The sequence below is a fragment of the Ruegeria sp. YTSB088 genome (assembly GCF_059609825.1).
This window is the reverse complement of the sequence record NZ_JBXWMM010000001.1, coordinates 397,286-412,678: the sequence shown is the minus strand read 5'-3', so window position 1 is coordinate 412,678 and position 15,393 is coordinate 397,286. Positions and strand designations below refer to the sequence as shown.

The 15,393-nt window shown below is 57.0% G+C and carries 16 protein-coding genes; 9 read left to right on the top strand and 7 right to left on the bottom strand.

Going from position 1 to position 15,393, the window contains the following annotated elements; genetic code table 11:
* Positions 1 to 81 precede the first annotated feature (81 nt).
* The gene (gene tkt, locus AC2FFA_RS02045) at positions 82 to 2,106 is read left to right on the top strand and encodes a transketolase (RefSeq protein ID WP_496717478.1); all 2,025 of its coding nucleotides are present in this window, start codon (positions 82 to 84) and stop codon (positions 2,104 to 2,106) included.
* A gap of 45 nt (positions 2,107 to 2,151) precedes the next feature.
* Here the strand turns inward: tkt and AC2FFA_RS02040 are convergent, their stop codons facing one another.
* Both AC2FFA_RS02040 and AC2FFA_RS02035 read right to left on the bottom strand, forming a co-directional pair.
* Positions 2,152 to 2,559: a hypothetical protein gene (locus AC2FFA_RS02040; RefSeq protein WP_117869064.1), complete on the bottom strand. Its 408-nt coding sequence runs from the start codon at positions 2,557 to 2,559 to the stop codon at positions 2,152 to 2,154.
* A 1-nt stretch (position 2,560) separates the two neighbouring features.
* Positions 2,561 to 3,520, bottom strand: coding sequence for a DUF808 domain-containing protein (locus AC2FFA_RS02035; protein WP_117869065.1), 960 nt, complete (start codon positions 3,518 to 3,520; stop codon positions 2,561 to 2,563).
* Positions 3,521 to 3,702: 182 nt separating this feature from the next.
* Here AC2FFA_RS02035 and gap (AC2FFA_RS02030) point away from each other — a divergent pair, with 182 nt between their 5' ends.
* The 3 genes from gap (AC2FFA_RS02030) (at position 3,703) to gap (AC2FFA_RS02020) (ending at position 6,007) form a co-directional block, all read left to right on the top strand.
* The gene (gene gap, locus AC2FFA_RS02030) at positions 3,703 to 4,704 is read left to right on the top strand and encodes a type I glyceraldehyde-3-phosphate dehydrogenase (RefSeq protein ID WP_496672987.1); all 1,002 of its coding nucleotides are present in this window, start codon (positions 3,703 to 3,705) and stop codon (positions 4,702 to 4,704) included.
* Between the two features lie 72 nt (positions 4,705 to 4,776).
* Positions 4,777 to 4,920: a hypothetical protein gene (locus tag AC2FFA_RS02025; protein ID WP_496682063.1), complete on the top strand. Its 144-nt coding sequence runs from the start codon at positions 4,777 to 4,779 to the stop codon at positions 4,918 to 4,920.
* 82 nt (positions 4,921 to 5,002) lie between these two features.
* Entirely contained in the window at positions 5,003 to 6,007 is a 1,005-nt protein-coding gene (gap, locus tag AC2FFA_RS02020; protein WP_496849645.1) for a type I glyceraldehyde-3-phosphate dehydrogenase, read from the top strand.
* On the opposite strand, the gene coaD is transcribed toward gap (AC2FFA_RS02020), so the two are convergent.
* From coaD to AC2FFA_RS02005, 3 genes are all read right to left on the bottom strand, one after another.
* Positions 5,999 to 6,490: a pantetheine-phosphate adenylyltransferase gene (coaD, locus tag AC2FFA_RS02015; RefSeq protein ID WP_117869068.1), complete on the bottom strand. Its 492-nt coding sequence runs from the start codon at positions 6,488 to 6,490 to the stop codon at positions 5,999 to 6,001. The two genes, gap (AC2FFA_RS02020) and coaD, sit on opposite strands and share 9 nt — an antisense overlap.
* An 85-nt stretch (positions 6,491 to 6,575) precedes the next feature.
* Positions 6,576 to 7,013, bottom strand: coding sequence for a CBS domain-containing protein (locus AC2FFA_RS02010; protein ID WP_117869069.1), 438 nt, complete (start codon positions 7,011 to 7,013; stop codon positions 6,576 to 6,578).
* A 60-nt stretch (positions 7,014 to 7,073) separates the two neighbouring features.
* The gene (locus AC2FFA_RS02005; RefSeq protein WP_496849642.1) at positions 7,074 to 7,976 is read right to left on the bottom strand and encodes a LysR family transcriptional regulator; all 903 of its coding nucleotides are present in this window, start codon (positions 7,974 to 7,976) and stop codon (positions 7,074 to 7,076) included.
* Positions 7,977 to 8,080: 104 nt separating this feature from the next.
* Between AC2FFA_RS02005 and AC2FFA_RS02000 the strand changes: the two genes are divergently transcribed.
* Positions 8,081 to 9,580 (top strand): CoA-acylating methylmalonate-semialdehyde dehydrogenase, encoded by a 1,500-nt coding sequence (locus AC2FFA_RS02000; protein ID WP_496849641.1) that lies wholly within the window; start codon positions 8,081 to 8,083, stop codon positions 9,578 to 9,580.
* A gap of 203 nt (positions 9,581 to 9,783) precedes the next feature.
* A complete protein-coding gene (locus tag AC2FFA_RS01995; RefSeq protein WP_299897247.1) occupies positions 9,784 to 10,368 on the top strand; it encodes a L,D-transpeptidase in 585 nt (194 codons plus the stop codon).
* Positions 10,369 to 10,436: 68 nt separating this feature from the next.
* Here the strand turns inward: AC2FFA_RS01995 and AC2FFA_RS01990 are convergent, their stop codons facing one another.
* On the bottom strand, positions 10,437 to 10,913 hold the full coding sequence (locus tag AC2FFA_RS01990; RefSeq protein WP_496849640.1) for a fasciclin domain-containing protein: 477 nt from the start codon (positions 10,911 to 10,913) through the stop codon (positions 10,437 to 10,439).
* Positions 10,914 to 10,984: 71 nt separating this feature from the next.
* Positions 10,985 to 11,836 carry a class I SAM-dependent methyltransferase gene (locus AC2FFA_RS01985; protein ID WP_496849639.1) on the bottom strand — a complete coding sequence of 284 codons (852 nt, stop codon included), beginning with the start codon at positions 11,834 to 11,836 and terminating at the stop codon, positions 10,985 to 10,987.
* A gap of 137 nt (positions 11,837 to 11,973) precedes the next feature.
* Between AC2FFA_RS01985 and AC2FFA_RS01980 the strand changes: the two genes are divergently transcribed.
* The 3 genes from AC2FFA_RS01980 to AC2FFA_RS01970 all read left to right on the top strand — a co-directional run bounded on the left by AC2FFA_RS01980 (position 11,974) and on the right by AC2FFA_RS01970 (position 15,392).
* Complete coding sequence (locus AC2FFA_RS01980) at positions 11,974 to 13,089, top strand: carboxylate-amine ligase (RefSeq protein ID WP_117872769.1); 1,116 nt, start codon at positions 11,974 to 11,976, stop codon at positions 13,087 to 13,089.
* 112 nt (positions 13,090 to 13,201) lie between these two features.
* Entirely contained in the window at positions 13,202 to 14,344 is a 1,143-nt protein-coding gene (locus AC2FFA_RS01975) for an acyl-CoA dehydrogenase family protein (RefSeq protein ID WP_496849637.1), read from the top strand.
* 7 nt (positions 14,345 to 14,351) lie between these two features.
* Positions 14,352 to 15,392 (top strand): enoyl-CoA hydratase/isomerase family protein, encoded by a 1,041-nt coding sequence (locus AC2FFA_RS01970; protein WP_496849635.1) that lies wholly within the window; start codon positions 14,352 to 14,354, stop codon positions 15,390 to 15,392.
* Position 15,393: the final 1 nt, after the last annotated feature.

The window sequence follows — 15,393 nt, the reverse complement described above, 5'->3', positions numbered from 1 at the left end:
CAAGGCCCGGTTCCGCTTGCACTTTGGGTGCTGAATGGTATTGAGCCCGCAATCTGCTTTTTATCCAAAGGAACAACGCCCGTGGACCTGACTGCGCTGCGCAAAGCCAACCCCGAACACTGGGACAAAGCTGCGGCAATCCGCACCCTGACCCTTGACGCCGTCGCCGCCGCAAATTCCGGCCATTCCGGCATGCCCATGGGCATGGCCGATGTTGCGACCGTTCTATTCGAAAAGCACCTGAAATTTGATGCCTCCGCCCCGAACTGGCCCGACCGTGACCGGTTCATCCTCTCGGCTGGCCATGGTTCGATGCTGGTCTATTCGCTGCTCTATCTCACCGGTCATGCAGATGTAACGCTGGAAGAGATCAAGAACTTCCGCCAGTTGGGCGCCAAGACCGCGGGTCACCCCGAAAACTTTCTGGTCGACGGTGTTGAAACCACAACCGGCCCTCTTGGTCAGGGCATTTCCAACGCGGTGGGCTTTGCCATGGCCGAGGAAATCCAGCGCGCGCATTACGGCAAGAAAGTCGTGGATCACTATACTTACGTGATCGCGGGCGACGGCTGCCTGATGGAAGGTGTCAGTCAGGAAGCTATCACGTTGGCCGGCCGCCATGAGCTGAGCAAACTGATCGTCTTCTGGGACAACAACAACATCACCATCGACGGCACTGTCGATATTGCGGATCGCACCGATCAGGTCCGCCGTTTCGCGGCCTCGGGCTGGCATGTGATCGAAATCGACGGCCACGACCCCAAGGCCATCGATGCAGCCATCGTTCAGGCGAAGAAGTCGAACAAACCAACCATGATCGCCTGTGAAACCCACATCGCTCTGGGTCATGCTGCACAGGACACCTCGAAAGGTCATGGGGCACTGACAGATCAGGATCAACTGGAAGCCGCGAAAGAGGCCTATGGCTGGCCCCACGGCGCTTTCGAAGTTCCTGGCAACGTCAAATCCGCTTGGAAAGCCATTGGTGCACGTGGCACAGTCGAGCGTGCCGCTTGGGAAGAACGTTTCGCGCAACTGTCCGAGCGCAAGCAGGCCGAGTTCAACCGTGCCTATGCGTTTGAGGCCCCCAAGCGACTGGCTGGTGCCATTCGTGCGTTCAAAAAGCAGATGTCCGAAGAACAGCCGAAACTGGCCACCCGCGCCTCTTCTGAGAGGGTTCTGAACGTTGTGAACCCGATCATGACCGAGACCGTTGGTGGTTCGGCTGACCTGACCGGATCGAATAACACCAAGTCGGCTGATATGGGTGTCTTCCTGCCGGAAAACCGCAAAGGTCGCTATATTCACTACGGTATCCGCGAGCACGGCATGGCCGCAGCGATGAACGGTATGGCCCTGCACGGTGGCATCCGCCCCTATGGCGGTACGTTCATGGCCTTCACCGATTATGCCCGCCCATCGATGCGTCTTGCGGCACTGATGAAGATCCCGTCGGTTTTCGTGATGACCCACGACTCGATCGGTCTGGGCGAAGACGGCCCAACCCACCAGCCGGTGGAACATCTGGCCATCTCGCGCGCGACGCCGAACACCTATGTGTTCCGCCCCGCCGATACGATCGAAACCGCCGAAGCCTGGGAACTGGCGTTGACCTTCAAAGACAGCCCCTCGGTGCTGTCGCTGACCCGCCAGGGTGTGCCGACCGTGCGCAAGGATCACAAGACCAAGAACCTGACCGCGCAAGGCGCCTATGTTCTGGCCGAGGCCGAGGGCAAGCGTCAGGCGATCCTGATTGCAACAGGTTCAGAGGTTTCGCTGGCAATGGAAGCCAAGGCGATGCTCGAGGCCGAAGGCATCGGCACCCGCGTCGTCTCCATGCCCTGCATGGAGCTGTTCGCACAGCAGGACGAAGCCTATCGCAAGCGCGTGCTGCCCGCCGGTCCGGTTCGCGTCGGCATCGAGGCCGCCGTGCGCGCCGGTGGCTGGGATCGCTGGCTGTTGGGCGAGCGTGGCCGCGAAGCCAAGGCAGGCTTTATCGGCATGTCCAGCTTTGGCGCCTCGGCCCCTGCCGGTGAGCTGTACAAGCATTTCGGCATCACAGCCGAAGCAACCGTTGCCAAAGTCAAGGAACTGCTGGGACTGTGAGACAGGCCCACCTGATCGAGCAAAGGGCGGCCTTGGCCGCCCTTTTCAATTGGGTTCAGCGTTAACCCGAAGTGCAAGTTCTTCGTAGGCTTTCAGAGCGTAATCCAAACGCAACTCATACCGTCCTTGCACCACCACTTTCTCAGGGGCTTGCAAACCGAGGCAAGACAACGCCTGGCGAAGATGTGTTCCGGACAGCGGAACATAGGTGGCCGATTGTCCCACCAAAGCGTTGTAGAAGCGTCCCCCGAACCAATTACTACGCTTCTGCGCCGTGAACGCAGTATCAATACGAAAATGCAAGAAACCATACAGATCAGTTTCATCGAATGGGACTTCGTCGGCCGCAACACTCAAAGCAGATAGAAATGAAGCTCCGCCGGTTGATCCGCGCTTACCGACTTGCCGAACCAGAGGGCCATCAATCATCGCGGCCAGACGATAACGGGTCAACTCAATGTTTCGCCTTCTTGTTTAACAGTGGTGAAATGATCCGGGTCGCCACCGGGATCAAAACCAATCCCCAGGCCAAACCAAATACGCCATCCATCGTGGCCTTGGATATCCATTCAACTGCGCCAACCCATTGATCAGAAACCGAATGCCCAATTGCATAGGCCCAATCGTGGATATGATGGCCCAACCATCCAAAGCCCAACACCTCCATCCCGTGGATCACAATTGAGCCGCCGACCCACAGCATCGCCGCGGTTCCCACAATCGACAGGGTTTTCATCACCCCGGGCATCGCTTTGACCAAGCCGCGGCCCATACCACGACCAACAGGAGTTGGAGCGTTATTCGCCAGAAACAGCCCCACGTCATCCATCTTCACGATCAACGCCACCGACCCATAGACGGCCACCGTCACGCCAATCCCCACAACGGCCAAAGTAGCGGCCTGCATCCACAGGTTCGGGGCTTCGATCGCCGCCAATGCAATGGTCATGATCTCGGCAGACAGAATGAAATCCGTTTTGATGGCGCCCTTGACCTTTTGTTCCTCCAGATGGCCCGGGTCGGGGTTCTTCATGTCTTCCTCAATGACATGGCTTCCATGAGGAAACAGAACGTGAAAAATCTTCTCGGCCCCTTCAAAACACAAATATGACCCACCAAGCATCAACAAAGGCGTAATCAGCCACGGTGCAAAATTGGCCAGCAACAAAGCCACAGGCAGCAAGAGTATGATCTTGTTAAAGACCGAACCTCGCGCTATGCGCCAGATGATCGGCAGTTCACGCGCCGGGGCAAAGCCCTGCACGTACTTCGGTGTCACCGCTGCGTCATCAATAATCACACCAGCGGTTTTGGCCCCCGCCTTGCCTGCTGCTGCAACCACATCATCCACTGATGCCGCCGCAACTTTGGCAATGCCCGCCACATCATCCAACAGGGCCAAAAGACCACTCATCGCGTTTCCCTTCACATCTGCTGCTGCAAACCGGACCCTACCTGATCCAACGGCTAGCGCAAGCGTTAGCGCAACCGGCGCAGGTTTGCGCTAACACCTTAAAAATATGCCGTTTTTGCCCTTTTGAGATTCCCTTTTCGCCGCTATATGGCCCTCAAAGCAAGCGCATCTGGAGACGTCATATGACCATCAAGGTCGGTATCAATGGTTTTGGCCGTATTGGCCGCTGCACCCTGTCGCACATCGCCGCGTCCGGGCGCAACGACATCGAAGTGATCAAAGTCAACGCAACTGGCCCTTTGGAAACCTCGGCGCATCTGCTGAAATATGACAGTGTTCACGGGCGTTTCCCGCGCGAGGTTGCCATCGAAGGAAACACCATGGATCTGGGCCGAGGCCCGATGCAGATGTTTTCGACTTACGACATGAACGATCTGGATTGGGAAGGCTGCGACGTCGTTCTGGAATGCACAGGTAAATTCAATGACGGAACCAAGGCGAAAACCCACCTGGAGCGTGGTGCCGGCAAGGTTCTTCTGTCTGCTCCTGGCAAGAATGTCGACAAGACCATCGTCTTCGGTGTGAACCACAACACCCTGACCGCCAACGACAACATGGTATCCAACGGTTCGTGCACAACGAACTGTCTGGCTCCGCTGGCCAAGGTACTGGACGAAGGCGTCGGCATCGAACACGGCATCATGACCACCATCCATGCCTACACCGGGGACCAGCCTACTCTGGACCGTCGCCACAGCGACCTCTACCGTGCTCGCGCTGCTGCAATGTCGATGATCCCGACCTCGACCGGCGCGGCCAAGGCGCTGGGTGAGGTTCTGCCGAACCTGAAGGGTCGTCTGGACGGTTCTGCCATCCGCGTGCCTACTCCGAATGTCTCGGCGGTTGATCTGACATTTCGTGCTTCGCGTGACACCTCGACGGCCGAAATCAACGCGATCGTCGAAGAGGCCGCCAAAGGCCCGATGCAGCGCGTTCTGGGATATGAGCCCGCTCCGCTGGTGTCGACCGACTTCAACCACACTGAGGAAAGCTCGATCTTTGCACCGGATCAGACCCGCGTTGTCGATGACCGTATGGTCCGCGTTCTGGCCTGGTATGACAATGAATGGGGCTTCTCGGTCCGCATGGCCGACGTGGCTGTTGCGATGGGCCGCCTTAACTGACCTTTCGGACTTCGCTTGTACCTTGATGCCCGCTCAGGTTATCTGAGCGGGCATTTTACGTTCGGGACAGCAATGACCAACCAAATCGCTATCTGGCTCGGCCTTCTTCTGCTCGGCGGCATGATGCTGGATGTGACGCTGCACGGGACCGAACATCTGCTTTTCCTCGGAAAGAAGCTTTACGACTTTCTGGACTGGCTCGCTTTCTGGCGGTGACTGAGGTTTTCCTTGACATTTCGCTTGATCTGGCTTTGTTAGCGCTAACTCATATTGCTGAGACATTTGGACGGAGCAGACCATGACCTTGAAACTGGCGATCAACGGATTTGGACGGATCGGGCGCGGGGTTCTGCGCGCGGTGATAGAAAGCGGACGTACGGACGTTGAGATCGTCGCGATCAACGATCTTGGCAAACCCGACATGAACGCGCATCTCTTTGAATTTGACAGCGTTCACGGCCGTTACCCCAACCCGGTCACGCTCAACGATGCTGGTCTGGACGTGGGTCGTGGCCCAATTCGGCTGAGCAGCGAGCGCAACCCCGAGGATCTGCCCTGGTCAGATATTGACGTCGTTCTGGAATGTACGGGCGTGTTTCGTACGCGCGAAGCGGCAGAACGTCACTTCAAAAACGGCTCCCGGAAAGTTCTGATCTCTGCCCCTGCCAGAGGCGACGGCGGTGTGAAAACAATCGTCTTTGGTGTCAACGATAGCGAACTGACCGCCGAGGATCTGGTGGTCTCAAACGCGTCCTGCACCACCAACTGCCTGTCTCCTGTTGCTGCGGCTCTGGATGCCGGTATTGGTATCAAGCACGGCAACATGACCACGGTTCACGCTTACACTGCCAGCCAGCCGGTGCATGATACAGTTGGAAAAGATCCCTACCTGTCGCGAGCAGCGGCGCTGTCGATGATCCCTACGACAACCGGTGCAGCCGCTGCCGTGGGTCTGGTGCTGCCGCAAATCAAAGGGAAACTGACCGGTCAGGCCATCCGTGTTCCAACCCCGAATGTCTCGGTTGTTGATCTTGTGGCCGAGGTTTCACGCCCCACGACCGAAGAAGAGGTCAACCAACTGTTCGTCGATGCAGCCGCCAAAATTCCCGGAGTGCTTGCGGCGGAAAGCCGCCCTCTGGTTTCCATTGATTTCAATCACGATCCGCACAGCTCGACCGTTTCATTGGCTGAAACCAAAGTCACTGATGGCACATTGGTTCGTGTGCTGGCGTGGTATGACAATGAATGGGGTTTCTCGAACCGCATGCTGGACACAGCGGCCGCAATGGGTGCCCTAGCCTAACCGCTGTTTCAGCGCTTCATTGACTCGGGGCGTGACGAATTTCGACACGTCCCCGTTCAACCGGGCGATTTCCTTCACCAGCTTGGACGCAATTGCCTGATGGCGCGCTTCAGCCATCAAAAAGACGGTCTCAATCGAATCGTCCAGAGCGCGGTTCATGCCGACCATCTGAAACTCGTATTCGAAATCGGCGACCGCCCGCAGGCCCCGCACGATGATTTGCGCCCCTACATCCCTCGCGCAGTCAATCAGAAGGTTTTCGAAGGGATGCGCGATGATTTCGGTTCCGGTCTGTTCCGAAAGCCGGGCGCATTCCGCCTCGATCATGGCAACGCGCTCTTCCAACGAGAACAGAGGGCCTTTGTCCCGATTGATGGCCACACCGATAACCAGTTTATCCACCAAAGCTGCCGCCCGACGGATGATATCGATATGCCCCATCGTGATGGGATCAAAGGTTCCAGGATACAATCCAACCCGCATCGCGCCCTCCTGCGCAACAAAATTTCTGCGCAAGCAAACATAACTTTGCTGCAGGTGCAAGTGATTGCTTGGGCAACCCTTGTCGTCAGTGCCCCATTATCATGCCTTCTAGAGCATCTTTTTCCATCGCAAGTTCGGAAAGCTGGGCTTTCACCACATCACCCAAAGTGACAATACCTACGAGTTTTCCGTCTTCAACCACTGGCATATGGCGGAAACGCCCTTCGGTCATGCGGGACATGATGTCTTCTACCGTGGTCTGACGAGTCGCCGTCACAAGATCCTGTGTCATGTATGATTTTACCGGTTGATCCAGACAACCGCTGCCGCTGGCCGCCAGTTCCCGGACGATGTCACGTTCCGACAATATGCCGGCCGCGGTTTCGCCACCGTCGTCGGAAACAACGACCGTACCGATGCGCTTGTCCGCAAGAATCTTCGAGGCCTCTGAGATTGTCGCCGTTGACGCCACGGTCACGACACCATCTGTCGCTTTGGACTTCAGGATGGCCTGTACTAGCATGAAGAATACCTCCGGAATAATAACACTTATTCCAAAGCGTTGCGCGATTGCCGCGACCTGTCAAGCGTCGGGGTCTGCTTCCAAACGAAGCACTTCCTCGCGAATACCGCGTGTCAGGGCATCAGCAAATCGGTTCAACCGCTCGTTGCGCTGGTCTCCCTGATGCCGGACCAGATAGAAGCTGCGCGTCAAACTCACTTGATCCGTCAGGATTTTCCGAAGCCCCGGGTGGAACGGCAACGTGAAATCATGTGCCACGCAAACGCCAGTTCCCAGGCAGACCTGTCGCAACTGTACCGACACCGAATTCGATGCAAGAGCGACACGGTCAACGCCAATATCATTCAGGTAATCCAGTTCCAGGTCAAAGATCATGTCGGGGATATAGCCGATCAACCTGTGGCCCTTCAGGTCAGCGATGTTCCGGATCGGATCATGTCGCTTCAGATACTCTTCGGTCGCGACCATGTGCAGCTTGTAGTCGCTGATTTTCTTCACCAGCAGCTGTCCGGCAGTCGGCGCACTGACCGTGACTGCCATATCTGCTTCTCGACGGGACAGGTTGATCACACGCGGAAGCGCCAGGATCTGAATGTCCAGATCAGGGTTTGCATCGCTGATTTTGGCACAAACCTGAGGCAGCAGGTAGTTGGCACTACCGTCCGGCGCGCCAATCCTGATCTGTCCGCTCAGCGATTTCGTCGGTCCTGTTACCGCCCCGGCCGCCGCGCGCATCGCCTCTTCTGCGTGCAGCCCGTGTTCCAACAGCCGCTGTCCCGCCGGGGTCAGAACATAGCCTTGCTGCGACTTGGTGAACAATGTGGAATCAAGCGTTGCCTCCAAGCGTGCTATGCGCCGACCGGCGGTGGCAGGGTCGATCTTCAGGATGCGACCTGCGGAAGACAGGCTTTCCTCTCGCGCAACAGCCAGGAAAATCCGCATATCATCCCAATTTGGGGTCATTTTGATCCCTTTTGCATTTTTGCAATACTCTTTTGAGACATTGCCTCTGTTCGCGAGATTTCTGCAAGCCTATTCTGCGCGCAAATCTATCGGAGGAGCTATTGATGCAAGACCTGACCCATTTCCTGAACGGCGAAATGGTCGCCGGAACGTCCGGTCGTTTCGACGACGTCTACAACCCGGCAACGGGCGAAATTCAATACAAGTGCCCTATGGCCAGTGCAGCGGAAACCACCGCCGCGATCGAGGCCGCCGCCGCCGCCCAACCCGCATGGGGTGCAACCAACCCGCAAAAACGTGCGCGCGTCATGATGGCCATGGTCGGACTGATGAACCGCGACATGGACAAACTGGCCGAAGCGCTGAGCCGCGAGCACGGCAAAACCATCCCAGACGCAAAGGGCGATTTGCAGCGTGGTCTCGAAGTGATCGAATACTGCATTGGCGCGCCACAGATGCTGAAGGGCGAGTTTACCGACAGCGCGGGCCCCGGCATTGATATGTATTCCATGCGTCAGCCTTTGGGTGTTGTCGGCTCGATCATGCCGTTCAACTTCCCGGCCATGATGCCACTCTGGCACGTCGGCCCCGCTCTGGCCTGCGGTAACGCCGTTGTTCTGAAACCGTCTGAACGCGACCCATCAGTGCCCCTGATGCTGGCCGAACTGTTCGTCGAAGCCGGTTTGCCTAAAGGTGTTTTTCAGGTCGTAAACGGCGACAAGGAAGCGGTTGACACCATTCTCGACAGCGAGATCATTCAGGGCGTCAGTTTTGTCGGCTCAACCCCGATCGCGCAGTATATCTACAGCCGCGCAACGGCGAACGGAAAACGCGCCCAGTGTTTCGGCGGCGCCAAGAACCACATGATCGTCATGCCCGACGCTGATCTTGATCAGGCCGCCGACGCGCTGGTTGGCGCCGGTTTCGGTGCGGCAGGCGAACGCTGCATGGCGGTTTCGGTGGCTGTTCCCGTGGGTGAAGAGACCGCGGACGCACTGATCGAAAAACTGGTGCCGCGTATCGAAAAGCTGAAGGTTGGCCCCTACACTGCCGGCGATGATGTCGACATGGGCCCGGTTGTGACCGCCGCAGCGAAACAACGCATTCTGGGCCTGATCAATTCGGGCGTGGAACAGGGTGCGAAACTGGTTGTCGACAACCGCGACTTCAGCCTGCAAGGCTATGAGGACGGCTTCTTTGTCGGCCCGCATCTGTTCGACAACGTGACCCCCGAGATGGACATCTACAAACAGGAGATCTTTGGCCCGGTTCTGTCCACCGTGCGCGCGGGTTCGTATGAAGAAGCGCTGAAACTGGCGATGGATCACGAATACGGCAATGGCACCGCGATCTTTACCCGTGACGGCGACACCGCGCGTGACTTTGCCAGCCGGATCAATATCGGCATGGTGGGCATCAACGTTCCGATCCCGGTTCCGCTGGCCTATCACACCTTTGGCGGCTGGAAGAAGTCTATGTTCGGCGACCTGAATCAACACGGCCCGGACAGCTTCAAGTTCTACACCCGCACCAAAACAGTGACCGCACGCTGGCCGTCAGGCATCAAGGAAGGTGGCGAGTTCAACTTCAAGGCTATGGACTGATCCAACAGCCCCGAAGTTTTCATGCCCGGCCCGTTCAACGGCCGGGCTTTTCGCATCTTTCCGCCGAAAAACCTGCTTTCCATCACTCGCTCACAAGAAATTCAGGTGGTTCACTCTGGAAAAATGCGAACAATGCTCATATTTTGGCGTCAACAATATACCGAGCAGTGAACCTACCGGAGGCACCCTTGTCCCAATCCCGTATGACCCGTCGCTCTGCCTTGCTGGGCGTGGCCTCTTTGATGGCGACACCTGCCCTTGTTCGGGCACAAAGCGTGGATGCTTTTCCGGAAACGGAAGACGCAATCAGTACGCAACTGCCGGTGCGGCGCAACGTATCGTCCTTCTCGCAGCAGAACTGGCAGGACCATTTCGATGAAGTGGGCGCTGGTTGCCTGCTGGCCGATATCACCAGCCGCGCTGTCCATTACTGGGGGCCTGACGGCACATACAAACTGTACCCAAGTTCCGTACCCATGAGCGAAGAGCTTACCAAACGCGGGTACACGAAAGTCGTGCGCAAAACCGAATTCCCAAGCTGGACACCCACGGCATCAATGCGCGAACGTGACCCTTCGCTGCCGCTTCGGATGGAAGGTGGCGACCCCGGCAACCCGCTGGGAACCCGCGCCATGTATCTGGGTTGGCCTGCGTATCTGGTTCACGGAACGCACGACACGCGAAAGATCGGTCGCCAGAGTTCATCAGGTTGCATCGGCCTGTACAACCAGCATGTCGAAGAACTGTATCCGCTGGTCAAGGTCGGCACGCAGGTTCGTCTGGTCTGACCAATCATCTCTGTAAAGCAAAAGCCCCGGTCGATCGCCGGGGCTTTGTTGTTTCCAGAAACCAGACTTTATTCCGGCAGAATCACCGCATCGACGACGTGGATGACACCATTGCTGGCTTCAATATCTGCCTGCACGACTTTGGCGTCATTCACTTTCACGCCGTTTTTGGCATTGACGCTCAGCCGATCGCCCTGAACAGTCAGAACCTTGGCGCGTTTGCCGGCAATATCACCGGACATAACCTTGGCCGGAACCACGTGATAGGTCAGGATGGCGATCAGTTGATCCTTGTTTTCGGGTTTCAAGAGCGTCTCAACAGTACCTTCAGGAAGCGCAGCAAAGGCTTCGTCTGTGGGTGCAAATACGGTGAACGGACCATTCCCTTTCAGGGTCTCAACCAGCCCTGCGGCCTGAACGGCGGCAACCAATGTGTTGAAGGACCCGGCGGCAACGGCGGTGTCAACGATGTCGGCGGCCTGAGCCTTGAGTGGCATAGCGAATGCAAGTGCGGCGGCTGCGCCCATGAATGTGCGACGGAACATAGCTGTCTTCTCCTCTCCAGCGTGTTATGGAAAGGGATACGGACCTTTTGCCGCTGTGGATCACTCTGATATCATTTTTCTCTGAGCTGCACCCAGATACTCTGCGCGCGTCCTGTGGACAGAAACGGCAAGGCCGCAACGGCATCGGGCCGATCCTGTTGCAGGTAGTATCCCGGCCAAAGCATTGAATACGCGTCAGATTGCAGCAACGCGTGCAGCATGTACTGTTCTCCCCAACCTGGGCAATCATAGAAGAAGCGCTTGGGATATTCGTAGGGCAAAAACACATCGTGAACGTGGATCACCACCCCAGGTTTAAGCGTCGGTATGATGCGACAGAAAAGATGGGCAACGTCGTTGCTCATCCGCACAACATGGCTGGAGTCGATAAACAGAACGTCTCCGGCCTCCAGTTCTGCAAACAGTTCCGGGTCCGTTTCTTCGAGTCGTTCTTGTTCGAACCGATCTACAACGTGGGCAATGTCGGCACGAGGATAAGGGTCGATTGCGGTAATGGTGGTGTTCAGCCTGCCATCGATGATCGCCTGTCGGGTTACACGGGTAGAGTTGCCGCATCCGACTTCGATCACCCGCTTGGGTTGGAAGCGACGGATCATCAAATACAAAGCATCCGCATCCGGGCTGTCATAGTAACCATTTTCTGGGCAATAGCCGGTCTGGTTGCGCGCGGGATCTTTCAGTGCCTCCAAGGCTGCCTTGTGACGCTCGTATTCCGCCACCAGTTGTGAGATGTCGAACCCCTCCATTCCCGGGGACAACGCATATGCAGGACGCGCCAAGCCACCAGCAGCCTCGAAGGCTTCCAGCCGCGCCCGTTCATCCTGTTCCGTAACTCTGTCGACCAGTTTCACCCCCAATTCTTCAAGGGCGGCGTTGATCTTTGGGAATTTTCTGGGTTTCAAGGCGCTGGCTCCGCGATCTGTGATGCAACGTTCCTTACCGCTGCGGACCGTTTCTCTGCAAGGGTAAGCCGGGCAAACCCTTGGCAAAACGTAAATTTCCGTATTCACTGATTGAACTGACAACTGCGAGGGCCGCCATGCAGCAGGAATTTACACTCGGGATCGAAGAAGAATACCTGTTGGTGGATCGCGACAGCCTGCAATTGTCCGAAGCCCCCGAAGCGCTGATGGAAGCCTGCCAAAGCGATTTCGAAGGTCAGGTCAGTCCCGAGTTCCTGCAATGCCAGATAGAGGTTGGAACCAGACCACACACCACGGTAGCTTCAGCGCGCGAAGATCTGAAGCGGCTGCGGTCATGCGTGTCGAAACGGGCGGCCGAATACAACCTTTCCCCTATCGCCGTCTCTTGCCATCCCTTCGCCAACTGGAAAGACCAACACCACACCCGGAAAGAACGGTATGACGCGTTGCAACACGCACTAGGCGGTGTTGCCCGACGGATGCTGATCTGCGGGATGCATGTTCATGTTGGGGTCGAAGACCCTGCGCTTCGGGCCGACCTGATGCCGCAACTGTCGTACTTTCTGCCGCATCTCCTGGCGCTGTCCACATCTTCGCCTTACTGGAGCGGCGAGGATACCGGCCTGTCTTCATACCGTCTGACGGTGTTCGACAACCTGCCGCGTACCGGGCTGCCGCCAGTTTTTGCCAGTTGGAGCGAGTATGAACGGACCACGGGTATTCTGGTCGAGCTTGGCGTCATAGAAGACACCACCAAGATCTGGTGGGATCTGCGCCCTTCGCATCGTTTCCCAACTTTGGAAACACGGATCATGGATGTTCAACCACGGCTGGAGCACACTTTGTCTTTGGCGGCACTGGTGCAGGCGTTGACCCGGATGCTGTGCCGCCTGAAAGACCGCAACCTGCGCTGGCGGCAATATGATCGTTTTCTGATCGGTGAAAACCGCTGGCGCGCTCAACGCTACGGAGTGGGTGAAGGGCTGATTGATTTCGGCGACCGGTCGGTCAAGCCCATGTCTGAACTGATCGGCGACCTTATGGGGTTGTTGGCTGAAGACACCGAGGCCCTCGGCACGATGACTGAACTCGCACGGCTCAGGCAAATTGCTGAAAACGGCACTTCCGCCACGCGCCAACGCCGTATTCATGCCGAGGCAACAGCGCGCGGGGACGATCCGGGGAAAGCCGTCGTGCGCCACCTGATCGAGGAATTTCACGCCGACCTCTGAGTGTTTTCGGCCTCCGGCCCTTTTCAACCGACTCATTGTTGTGCCTGCAAAATTTCTGTAAGAATTCAGAAATAAACAACCGTTCAATTCATTGCCGACGGGAGGGAGCGTCATGGATTTCGCACTCAGCGAGGAACAAACAGCCATTTTCGACATGGCAAACGCGTTTGGGCAGGAAAACATCGCACCCTTTGCGCGCAAGTGGGAGGCGGACGGAACCATTCCAAAAACCCTGTGGCCACGGATAGGCGAGCTTGGCTTCGGCGCGCTTTACGTATCCGAGGAAAGCGGAGGCTCAAATCTGACCCGTCTGGATGCGACCCTGGTTTTCGAGGCCCTGTCAATGGCCTGCCCTTCGGTCGCCGCCTTCCTGTCGATCCACAACATGTGCGCCAAGATGTTGGACAATTTCGCGGATGATGACCTAAAGGCGCGCATCATGCCGGATGTTCTGAGCCTGAATACGGTTCTGAGCTATTGCCTGACGGAACCCGGTTCTGGCTCTGACGCGGCGGCGCTGAAAACCCGCGCCGAACGCACCAACGAAGGTTATACGTTGAATGGCACCAAGGCGTTCATCTCAGGCGGCGGCTATTCCGATGCCTATGTCTGTATGGTGCGTACCGGTCAGGATGGGCCCAAGGGGATCTCGACTGTATATGTCGAGGACGGCACGCCGGGGCTGAGCTTTGGGGCGCTGGAACAGAAAATGGGCTGGAAAAGCCAACCGACCGCGCAGGTTCAGTTCGACGACTGTAAAATTCCCGCTGGCAACCTTGTAGGCACCGAAGGCGACGGATTTAAATATGCCATGATGGGGCTGGATGGTGGGCGGCTCAACATTTCTGCCTGTTCCCTTGGGGCTGCTCAAGCCGGGCTGGATATGACGCTGCAATACATGTCCGAGCGCAAGGCATTCGGCCAATCCATCGATCAGTTCCAAGCCCTTCAGTTCCGTCTGGCAGATATGGAAATCGAATTGCAGGCTGCCCGCACCTTCCTGCGTCAGGCAGCGTGGAAACTGGATCAGGGGGCGCCCGATGCCACTAAATTCTGCGCCATGGCCAAGAAATTCGTGACTGAAACCGGATCGAAAGTGGTAGATCAGTGCCTGCAACTGCATGGCGGTTACGGATATCTTGCGGATTACGGCATCGAAAAGCTTGTGCGCGATCTGCGGGTGCATCAGATTTTGGAAGGCACGAACGAGATCATGCGCGTGATCGTTTCGCGTCAGTTGCTCGCCAACCGCTGAGGCCCCAATGTCAGACATCGAAATCCGCACCACAGGCCGCGCCGGACGCATCACCCTGACCCGCCCCCATGCGCTGAACGCGTTGAGCTATGACATGTGCATGGCCATCGACACGGCGATGCGCAACTGGCGTGAAGACGATGCCGTTGACCTGATCGTTCTGGACGCCGAGGGGGAAAAAGCCTTCTGTGCGGGTGGTGATATTGCCGAACTTTACGAAACAGGCACCAAAGGCAACTTTGCGTATGGTCAGAAGTTCTGGCGCGATGAATATCGTCTGAATGCCCTGATCTTCGAGTATCCCAAACCGGTCATCAGTTTTCTTCAGGGGTTTACCATGGGCGGCGGTGTCGGCATCGGCTGCCATGGCAGCCACCGCGTCGTCGGAGAAAGCTCCAGGATTGCAATGCCCGAATGCTCGATTGGCTTGGTTCCGGATGTTGGCGGTACGCTGATGCTGGCGCTCGCACCTGGGCGATTGGGTGAGTTTCTGGGAACCACAGGCTTCAGAATGGGACCTGCGGACGCGATCCTTGCGGGGTTTGCGGACCATTTCATCCCGCAATCGAGTTGGGCCGATCTGATCGAAATGCTGGAAGCGTCTGGAAATGCTGAACTGGTGGCCGAACATGCCGGAACACCACCCAATGACGAATTGGCAAAGTTGCAAACCGAAGTCGACAAGCATTTTTCCGGTGAAACACTGGGCGACATCCTGACCAGCCTGCGCAGTGATGATCACGAGTTTGCGCAAAAAGCTCTGGAAAAAATAAGAAAAAATGCACCGCTTTCCGTGGCCTGCACGATCGAGATGTTACACCGACTGCGTGGCCCCTCTCTCACCATGCGGCGCGCTTTGGATATGGAGTACCGCTTTACGCACCGATCCATGGAGCACGGTGATTTTCTGGAAGGCATCCGCGCGCAGATCATTGATAAAGACCGCAACCCGAACTGGCAGTTTCCCGATATGGACGTCCCTCTGGTGGCCGTCTCGAAAATGTTACAGCCATTGGGTGCGGACACCCTGACATTCGAGGAGGACTAAG

What these genes read in the sequence shown, in the direction of transcription:
- AC2FFA_RS01980 (WP_117872769.1), top strand. Translation starts at nt 11,974, where the DNA reads ATGCAGCAGGAATTTACACTCGGGATCGAAGAAGAATACCTGTTGGTG.
- AC2FFA_RS02005 (WP_496849642.1), bottom strand. Translation starts at nt 7,976, where the DNA reads ATGACCCCAAATTGGGATGATATGCGGATTTTCCTGGCTGTTGCGCGA.
- AC2FFA_RS02010 (WP_117869069.1), bottom strand. Translation starts at nt 7,013, where the DNA reads ATGCTAGTACAGGCCATCCTGAAGTCCAAAGCGACAGATGGTGTCGTG.
- AC2FFA_RS02000 (WP_496849641.1), top strand. Translation starts at nt 8,081, where the DNA reads ATGCAAGACCTGACCCATTTCCTGAACGGCGAAATGGTCGCCGGAACG.
- AC2FFA_RS01995 (WP_299897247.1), top strand. Translation starts at nt 9,784, where the DNA reads ATGACCCGTCGCTCTGCCTTGCTGGGCGTGGCCTCTTTGATGGCGACA.
- coaD (WP_117869068.1), bottom strand. Translation starts at nt 6,490, where the DNA reads ATGCGGGTTGGATTGTATCCTGGAACCTTTGATCCCATCACGATGGGG.
- AC2FFA_RS01975 (WP_496849637.1), top strand. Translation starts at nt 13,202, where the DNA reads ATGGATTTCGCACTCAGCGAGGAACAAACAGCCATTTTCGACATGGCA.
- gap (WP_496672987.1), top strand. Translation starts at nt 3,703, where the DNA reads ATGACCATCAAGGTCGGTATCAATGGTTTTGGCCGTATTGGCCGCTGC.
- AC2FFA_RS01970 (WP_496849635.1), top strand. Translation starts at nt 14,352, where the DNA reads ATGTCAGACATCGAAATCCGCACCACAGGCCGCGCCGGACGCATCACC.
- AC2FFA_RS02035 (WP_117869065.1), bottom strand. Translation starts at nt 3,520, where the DNA reads ATGAGTGGTCTTTTGGCCCTGTTGGATGATGTGGCGGGCATTGCCAAA.
- AC2FFA_RS02025 (WP_496682063.1), top strand. Translation starts at nt 4,777, where the DNA reads ATGACCAACCAAATCGCTATCTGGCTCGGCCTTCTTCTGCTCGGCGGC.
- gap (WP_496849645.1), top strand. Translation starts at nt 5,003, where the DNA reads ATGACCTTGAAACTGGCGATCAACGGATTTGGACGGATCGGGCGCGGG.
- AC2FFA_RS01990 (WP_496849640.1), bottom strand. Translation starts at nt 10,913, where the DNA reads ATGTTCCGTCGCACATTCATGGGCGCAGCCGCCGCACTTGCATTCGCT.